Origin of the sequence: Pseudomonas avellanae BPIC 631 (genome assembly GCF_000444135.1) — a bacterium.
GTDB lineage: Bacteria > Pseudomonadota > Gammaproteobacteria > Pseudomonadales > Pseudomonadaceae > Aquipseudomonas > Aquipseudomonas avellanae.
The window spans coordinates 25234-33125 of record NZ_ATDK01000256.1; the positions used below are offsets into that span (position 1 = coordinate 25234).

At 59.6% G+C, this 7892-nt stretch carries 7 protein-coding genes and 1 pseudogene; 6 read left to right on the forward strand and 2 right to left on the reverse strand.

Features of this window, described 5'->3' with window-relative positions; genetic code table 11:
• Window positions 1–100: 100 nt before the first annotated feature.
• The 4 genes from DW49_RS0114745 to DW49_RS0114760 are packed head-to-tail and all read left to right on the forward strand — an operon-like array spanning window position 101 to window position 4735.
• Entirely contained in the window at window positions 101–1285 is a 1185-nt protein-coding gene (locus tag DW49_RS0114745) for a sensor histidine kinase (protein ID WP_024419907.1), read from the forward strand.
• Window positions 1282–1950: a response regulator gene (locus tag DW49_RS0114750; RefSeq protein WP_005617102.1), complete on the forward strand. Its 669-nt coding sequence runs from the start codon at window positions 1282–1284 to the stop codon at window positions 1948–1950. Before DW49_RS0114745 ends, DW49_RS0114750 begins: the two co-directional genes overlap by 4 nt.
• Window positions 1947–4274, forward strand: coding sequence for an ATP-binding protein (locus DW49_RS0114755; RefSeq protein ID WP_005617101.1), 2328 nt, complete (start codon window positions 1947–1949; stop codon window positions 4272–4274). Before DW49_RS0114750 ends, DW49_RS0114755 begins: the two co-directional genes overlap by 4 nt.
• Window positions 4271–4735 carry a response regulator gene (locus DW49_RS0114760; protein ID WP_005617100.1) on the forward strand — a complete coding sequence of 155 codons (465 nt, stop codon included), beginning with the start codon at window positions 4271–4273 and terminating at the stop codon, window positions 4733–4735. The genes DW49_RS0114755 and DW49_RS0114760 overlap by 4 nt, the downstream gene beginning before the upstream one ends.
• A 26-nt stretch (window positions 4736–4761) precedes the next feature.
• Here the strand turns inward: DW49_RS0114760 and DW49_RS0114765 are convergent, their stop codons facing one another.
• Complete coding sequence (locus DW49_RS0114765) at window positions 4762–5193, reverse strand: universal stress protein (RefSeq protein WP_005617099.1); 432 nt, start codon at window positions 5191–5193, stop codon at window positions 4762–4764.
• A gap of 112 nt (window positions 5194–5305) precedes the next feature.
• Window positions 5306–6325 (reverse strand): tRNA dihydrouridine(20/20a) synthase DusA, encoded by a 1020-nt coding sequence (dusA, locus tag DW49_RS0114770; RefSeq protein WP_005617098.1) that lies wholly within the window; start codon window positions 6323–6325, stop codon window positions 5306–5308.
• 66 nt (window positions 6326–6391) lie between these two features.
• Here dusA and DW49_RS0114775 point away from each other — a divergent pair, with 66 nt between their 5' ends.
• Together DW49_RS0114775 and DW49_RS1000000134035 are read left to right on the forward strand one after the other, a co-directional pair.
• The gene (locus tag DW49_RS0114775; protein WP_370464046.1) at window positions 6392–7603 is read left to right on the forward strand and encodes a tyrosine-type recombinase/integrase; all 1212 of its coding nucleotides are present in this window, start codon (window positions 6392–6394) and stop codon (window positions 7601–7603) included.
• Window positions 7604–7661: 58 nt separating this feature from the next.
• Window positions 7662–7796 (forward strand): annotated as a pseudogene (locus DW49_RS1000000134035) (type VI secretion system tube protein Hcp); the annotation flags it as partial.
• Window positions 7797–7892 lie beyond the last annotated feature (96 nt).

A 7892-nucleotide genomic window follows, 5' to 3' on the forward strand; every position in this document is an offset into this window, starting at 1 on the left:
CCTGTTACAGTTCTAATAGCGTCACTTCTCTATATGCCAACGCTGGCGTGGCGTCTCGCCGACGCAGCCATCGTTGACAGAGCCCTTCGCTGGAGACCCCATGCAAAACCCACCCCACGACCCGGCAAGCGCGCTGGCCATCCGCAACCATTATCGCCAGTCGCAAAGCCGTGCCGCACGCCTTCGTCTGCTGGTCGATACGGGTCAGGAACTGATCCAGTTGCCCCCCGAAGCCATGCGCAAATGCGTGTTGCAGCGCGCGTGCGCGTTCGTGGCGATGGACCACGGCCTGCTACTGGAATGGGGCGCCGACAACGGCGTGCAGACCACCGCCCGTCATGGCAGCAAAGAACGCCTGAGCACCCTCGAAACGGCCGCCGACCCGCTGGCCATCGGCCCGCAATGGCTGGAGCGGCCGGGCACTCACCTGCCCTGCGTACTGCTGCTGCCTTTGCGCGGCGCCGATGAGGGCTCTTTCGGGACGCTGGTGCTGGCCAACAGCGTCGCCATCAGCGCACCCGACGGTGAAGACATCGAGTCTCTGCAACTGCTCGCCACCCTGCTCGCGGCGCATCTGGAGAACAATCGCCTGCTCGAAGCGCTGGTTGCACGCGACCGAACCATGTCACAACTGGTTCGTCAGCTGTTCACCGCGCAGGAAGACGAACGCAAACGCGTGGCCTACGACCTGCATGACGGCCTGGCCCAGACTCTGGCTGGCCTGCACCAGCGCTTGCAGGGTTTTGCCGGTCGCTGCCCGGAACTGCCAGCGCAACTGGACGCCGATCTGCAGGCCATTCTAAAACTGGCGCAGCATTGCGTTGGTGAGGGTCGGCAATTGATCAGCGGCCTGCGACCGGCCGTTCTGGACGATTTCGGGCTGTGGCAGGCGGTCGACAAGGAAGCCGATCGGCTGCGTGAAGCGGGCATCATCGTGCAGTGGACATCGCAGTCTCTGGAGCGCCTGCCCAGCCATCTGGAGATCGCACTGTTCCGCATCGCTCAGGAAGGCATCAATAACGTGCTCAAGCACGCCAATGCCAGTTGCGTGGAACTGGCGCTGGAACTGAGTGACGGCAACGTTTCACTCAGGCTGCAGGACAACGGCCGTGGCTTCATCACCGAAAAACCAATCAACGGCACGGGCGTGCAGAAGCTCGGCCTGGTGGCCATGCAGGAACGCGCCAGCCTGCTGGGTGGCCGCCTGACCTGCGTCAGCCGCCCCGGGCGTGGCACCCGGCTACGCACCGTCGTCCCTTTCACTGCAGACAAGGCAATGACATGACTGACACTGTGCGACTGGTCCTGGCGGACGATCATGAGGTGACCCGCACCGGGTTCGTCTCGTTACTGGCGGGCCATCCGGAATTCGAAGTGGTTGGCCAGGCTGCCGACGGCCAGCAGGCGATCGACCTGTGCCAGGCGCTGCAACCGGACATCGCGATTCTCGATATCCGCATGCCGGTGCTCAACGGGCTGGGAGCGGCGCGCATTCTTCAACAACGCATGCCCGGTCTGAAAGTGGTGATTTTCACCATGGACGACAGCACCGACCATCTGGAAGCTGCCATCAGCGCAGGCGCGGTGGGCTATCTGCTCAAGGATGCCAGCCGCGACGAAGTGATCGACGGCCTGCAACGCGTGGCACGTGGCGAAGAGGCATTGAACAGCGCCGTCAGTGCGCGCCTGCTGCGACGCATGACCGAACGCAACACCAGTGGCGCGAGCGTGCCGGAAGCGCTGACGCCCCGTGAACGCCAGGTGCTGGGGCTGGTTGCAGGCGGCTTCAGCAATCGGGAGATCGGCGAAAAACTTGGCATCACCACCGGCACCGCCAAGGCGCACGTGGAAAAGGTCATCGGCAAGCTGGGCGCTTCGGATCGCACCCAGGCGGCGGTGCGCGGCGTGGCACTGGGGCTGGTGAGCCAGTCGGCGAGCGACTGGCGATGACGGCAACCGGCAGCAGCCGCTGGGAAGACCTGCCGTTACGCGGCAAGGCGCTGGTGGCGATTTCCCTGCCGCTGGCAATGCTCATGTTTTCGCTGGTGCTCATCTACATCGCCGAACGCCAGACTGCGCAAGCCGAGGAAGATGTGCGCCGGGTGCTGCTGGTGCAGGGTGACATTCAGACGCTTCATACCCAGATCGCAGAAGGTGCGGCCAGTGTGCGTGGCTATCTGCTCACCCATCAGGAAGACTTCCTGCCCGGCTACATCAATGCGCAACCGCTGATCGACGCGGCGCTGGTGCGGCTCGATGCCAACATTCGTGATCAGCAGATGCGCGAGCACCTGAAATCCATCGAACCGCTGATCCGTACCAAGGTGGACGGCCTGGAAAGGCTGCGCTCGATGGGCAGGGAAGACCATGAGACCGTTGCCGCCATTCTGGTCGAAAACAAGTACGTTCTCGACCAGTTGCGCAAACGGATCGGCGTGATGCGCGAGCGCGAGGACGCTCTGCTGGCGGAACGTACAGAAGCGGCGGCGGCGACCCGTGAGCGCTTGTTGTGGTCTACCCTGCTGGCGGCGGCCTGCGGGATTTTCGGTGCCATTCTTGCGGTACTGATGCTGTCCAAGGGCATCGTCGCCAGGGTGCATCAGGTACAACGCAACGCTCAGCGTCTGGCGCTCGGGCACCCTTTGCTGCCCCAGCCACCTGAAAAGGACGAGATCGGTCAACTCGGCACGCGCCTGGTCGAAGCAGGCCAGTTGCTGGCCGAACGCGAACGGGCGCTGCGTGACAACGAGGAGCGCTTGCGTCTGATCATCGAAGGCGTGAAGGATTACGGCATCTTCGCGCTGGACCGCAATGGCTATGTCACCACCTGGAACGCAGGTGCCGAACGTATCAAGGGCTACACCGAGCAGGAAATCATCGGCCAGCATTTCTCGGTTTTTTATCTGCCGCAAGAGTGCCCGCAACACCCTGACATGGCGCTGCACGAAGCCACCGTCAACGGACGCTACACCGAAGAGAGCTGGCGGCGGCGCAAGGATGGCAGCCGTTTATGGGCCAGCGTAGTGATTACGGCGCAATACGACAGCAACGATGAGCTGCGGGGGTTTTCCAAGATCACCCGCGACATCAGCGATCGTCGCGTTGCCGAAATTGCCCTGGGCACTGCGCGTGAAGAAGCCGAGCGCGCCAGCCGGGCGAAGAGTGAATTTCTCTCGCGGATGAGCCATGAACTGCGCACGCCCCTGAACTCCATTCTGGGCTTCGCCCAGTTGCTGGACATGGACTCACCCGCCAGCCAAAGGCCACAAGTAGGCCACATTCTGCGCGCGGGCCAGCATTTGCTGAAGCTGATCAATGAAGTGCTCGACATCGCCAGAATCGAAGCCGGGCATGTGTCCCTGAGCCTCGAACCGGTCTCGCTGTCGAGCGTCCTCAAGGAAACGCTGGTGCTGGTGTCGCCGATGGCTGCGGATGGCAACATCGAGCTCAAGGAGTTGCCGCACCTGCCTGACGAACTCGGCGTGATCGCTGACCGCCAGCGCCTTGTTCAGGTGCTGCTGAACCTGCTGTCCAACGCCATCAAGTACAACCGCCCCGACGGTCAGGTGCGCATTGAGGTGGACAGGTCGGCTGAGCGCGTCACCGTGAGCGTGGTAGACACCGGCTATGGCATTGCGCCGGAGCGTCTCGGTCAGTTGTTCAAGCCATTTGAAAGACTGGATGCCAACCCGAGCGTCGAAGGCACCGGGCTGGGGCTGGCGCTGAGCAAGAGCATGCTGGAGATGATGAACGGCACGCTTTCAGTGCAAACCACACAGAACGAAGGTTGCCGTTTCACCCTTGCACTGCCTCTCGTTGCCGTGCACGCGCCTACCGTTGCGACGCCGCGTCCGGCCGATGCCGTACCAATGCCACGCCCCGCTGCCCGTCCGGCTTATCATGGCAAGCTGCTGTGTATCGAAGACAACCTGTCGAGCATGGCGCTGATCGAAACGCTGTTGCAGCGCAGGCCCGGCATCCAGTTGTTGTCGAGCATGCAGGGGCAGCTGGGGCTGGACCTGGCACGCCAACATGCGCCCCAGTTGATCCTGCTGGACCTCAACCTGCCGGACATCAAAGGGCTGGAGGTGCTGCAACGCCTGAGGCGCCTGCCCGCGACCGCCAACATGCCGGTGCTGATGATTACCGCCGACGCCAGTGTCAACGCCCAACGCGAACTGAAAGAGGCCGGTGCCACGGCCATTCTGATCAAACCCATTCAGGTGCCGGTGTTCCTTGCCCTCCTGGACCAGTACTTGCCGGAGCCCGTATGAGCGGAGACTTTCGTATCCTGATCATTGACGACCAGAAGCCCAACCTCGATCTGATGGAGCAGTTGCTTGCCCGCGAGGGGTTGACCAATGTGCTGAGCAGCACCGAACCCTTGCGCACGCTGGACCTGTTCAACAGCTTCGAACCCGACCTGGTGGTGCTGGATCTGCACATGCCCGACTTCGATGGCTTCGCCGTGCTGGAACAGCTCAACCGACGCATCCCGGCCAATGACTACCTGCCGATCATGGTGCTGACTGCCGACGCGACACGGGATACGCGCCTGCGCGCCCTGGCACTGGGCGCGCGGGATTTCATCAGCAAGCCGCTGGATGCACTGGAAACCATGTTGCGCATCTGGAACCTGCTGGAAACCCGTGCGCTGTATAAATCACTGCGCAAGCTGGTGCCGCCGGAAAACATCGAGTTGCTGCGCCAGACACGCGTGCCCGCGCAGCCGTGAGGCGCAGTTTTTAGCGGATAAGCGTGCTACTTGATGAGCGTCACGGGCACCGACACTTCATGGATCACTCGCGTGGCCACCGAGCCCAGCAACAGACCGCCAAAGTTGCCAAGCCCGCGAGTGCCCATGACCACGGCATCGCAACCCAGCCGCTGAACTTCGGCCTCAACCTGCTCGGCAACGTTGCCCAGATCGACGTGGGCCTGAAACGGCACGCCCGCGGCGGTCAGCAGCGCAATCGCATCATCAAGCACCCGTTTGCCTTCATTTTTCAGCCCGGCCTTCACCCCATCAATCATGTCGGGTGCCAGATAAAGGCTGTAATCGATAGGGCTGGCCTGCACGTTCAGCACATGCACTTCCAGCGGCTTGTTGAGGTCGCCAGACAGCTCGATGACATAGCCCAGCGCACGCATCGCGTGCTCGGAGCCATCGAAAGGAACCAGGACTTTGTGCATGTGCGTTTTCCTTGTTGGGGTATGCCGACAACATAGCCCGAGCCCGGCAGCGCCGCCACTGGAATAAACGCTTCTTTTGACCCGGAACAACCAGATCGCACGGCGCGCCCGATCAATGCCCTTCGAGAAACCTCGCAGCCTGATCCAGCAACAGCAGCGGATTTTCCGCTTTGTGGATATCCACCGACAGCAACTGCCGAAAACGCCGTGCGCCGGGAAACCCCAGACCAAGCCCGAGCATATGACGGGTGACGTGGTGCATGTTGCCGCCACTGGCAATATGCGCCGCGATATAAGGCCGCATCGACTCCAGGGCCTCATGACGGCTTATGACCGGCGCAACACTGCCGAACAGTTGCTGATCCACCTGCGCCAGCAGATACGGATTGTGATACGCCTCGCGACCCAGCATGACGCCATCAAACGTCTGCAGATGTTCGCTGCACTGCTCCAGCGTCTTGATGCCGCCGTTGAGGACGATCTCCAGTTCAGGAAAATCAGTCTTCAGTTGCGCAACCACGTCATAACGCAGTGGCGGAATATCGCGGTTCTCCTTGGGCGACAACCCCTCAAGAATCGCGATGCGCGCGTGAACCGTAAAACTCTGGCAACCCGCCTCATGAACCGTGCCGACGAAATCGGACAACTCGGCATAACTGTCGCGGCCATTGATGCCGATGCGATGCTTGACCGTGACCGGAATGCCCACCGCATCGCGCATGGCCTTCACGCAATCAGCCACCAACTGCGGGTGCGCCATCAGGCACGCGCCGATCATGTTGTTCTGCACCCGATCACTCGGACACCCGACATTCAGATTGACCTCGTCATACCCCGCCTCCTCAGCCAGCCGCGCACACGCCGCCAGGTCCGCCGCCGTGCTGCCGCCCAGTTGCAGCGCCAACGGGTGCTCGGTCTCGTCATGACGCAAGAAACGCTCACGGTCGCCGTGGAGCAAGGCACCGGTGGTGACCATCTCGGTGTAGAGCAACGCCTGGCTGGAGAGCCGCCGCATGAAATAGCGGCAATGGTGATCGGTCCAGTCCATCATAGGTGCAACGGAGAAGCGCCGCGACAGCGCCGGGCTTGATTCTCCAGTGTTTGCTGGGCTTTGTGTTTTTTCGATACTCATCAATACTGATCTTTTATACAGCGGTTTATGGCAATTTTTGCTTGTTTTTCAATAGCAGTTGGTACAATGTACCAACCCAAATCAGAAATGTACCAATTCAAAATGGGCACGATCAGACCACGCAAGCGCAAGGACAACACTACTGCTTACTGCGCGCAGATACGGATCAATCGAGACGGTCTGCCAGTTTATCAGGAAACCCAAACCTTCGACCGTAAGCAGGTAGCTCAAGCGTGGGTGAAGCGACGCGAGGCAGAGCTGGCGGTCCCAGGTGCGATCGAGCGCATGAACCGCAAGACGGTCAGCGTGAAAGAGATGATTGATCGATACCTTGACGAGTACGAGAGGGTTCGCCCTCTGGGCAAGACCAAGCGAGCAACCCTTACGGCCATCAGCAAGAGCTGGCTGGGAGAGTTGTCAGATACGGCGTTGACCAGTCAAAAACTGGTTGAGTATGCACAATGGCGAATGGGGAATGGGGGCGGTGGTGTCCAGGCGCAAACCGTGGGCAACGATCTATCGCATCTGGGGGCAGTGCTGTCCGTCGCAAAGCCGGCATGGGGATATGATGTCGCCCCCCATGCAATGTCAGATGCACGTATCGTCCTGCGTAAATTAGGAATGGTCAGCAAGAGCAACGAGCGTACCCGACGCCCCGCCATAGACGAACTCGATGCCCTGCTCACGCATTTTTTTGAGATGCAAATACGCAAGCCTTCGTCGATCAATATGCCCAAAGTACTTGGGTTTGCGATTTTTTCCACGCGCAGGCAGGAGGAGATAACCCGCATACACTGGGACGATTTGGATGAAAAACGCCAGGCCGTGATGGTCAGAGACATGAAAAATCCCGGACAGAAAATCGGCAACAACGTTTGGTGCAACCTTCCTGACGAAGCCTGGGCGATCCTGCAGAGCATGCCTAAAGGGTGCGAACAGATTTTTCCCTACAACTCAGATTCGATTTCTGCAGCATTTACCAAAGCCTGCAAGTATCTGGAGCTGAAAGATCTTCACTTTCATGACATGAGACATGACGGCATCAGCAGACTTTTCGAGATGGACTGGGATATTCCTAGAGTAGCAAGCGTTTCAGGACATCGTGACTGGAACTCTTTACGACGGTACACGCACCTGCGAGGACGAGGCGATCCCTACCTTGGTTGGGAGTGGCTTAAGCGGATTGTGGATGCAAAAGTCGCCCTTGGTGCACGTACTGAATATCAATCAGTTGACGAAGAGAAAAAGGCTGACAGACAAAAACCCCGATCTTGGTAGCTAGCACGATGGGTAGTAAGTTAGGATATGCTCTCAAATTTCAAGGCAGGAAGCTGATATGTCTTTTGACACATTTATGCAGGTAGAGGGTGTAGAAGGAGAGTCTCTGGACGACGCCCACTAAGGCTGGATAGAGCTACTATCCTACCATTACGACGCAGTTCAGTCGGTCAGTACAACTGCCTGCTCTAGTGTACTGTTTTCGAAATAAGTTACCCATAACCTGCAAGCTAAGCTATTGATAAGATTTGAATTTTCCGTTAGTTGGTGGCTGATTTTTTCGAAAACA

Coding starts and splice junctions, on each gene's coding strand:
- DW49_RS0114755 (WP_005617101.1), top strand. CDS start 1,947: ATGACGGCAACCGGCAGCAGCCGCTGGGAAGACCTGCCGTTACGCGGC.
- DW49_RS0114745 (WP_024419907.1), top strand. CDS start 101: ATGCAAAACCCACCCCACGACCCGGCAAGCGCGCTGGCCATCCGCAAC.
- DW49_RS0114775 (WP_370464046.1), top strand. CDS start 6,392: ATGTACCAACCCAAATCAGAAATGTACCAATTCAAAATGGGCACGATC.
- DW49_RS0114750 (WP_005617102.1), top strand. CDS start 1,282: ATGACTGACACTGTGCGACTGGTCCTGGCGGACGATCATGAGGTGACC.
- DW49_RS0114765 (WP_005617099.1), bottom strand. CDS start 5,193: ATGCACAAAGTCCTGGTTCCTTTCGATGGCTCCGAGCACGCGATGCGT.
- DW49_RS0114760 (WP_005617100.1), top strand. CDS start 4,271: ATGAGCGGAGACTTTCGTATCCTGATCATTGACGACCAGAAGCCCAAC.
- dusA (WP_005617098.1), bottom strand. CDS start 6,325: ATGAGTATCGAAAAAACACAAAGCCCAGCAAACACTGGAGAATCAAGC.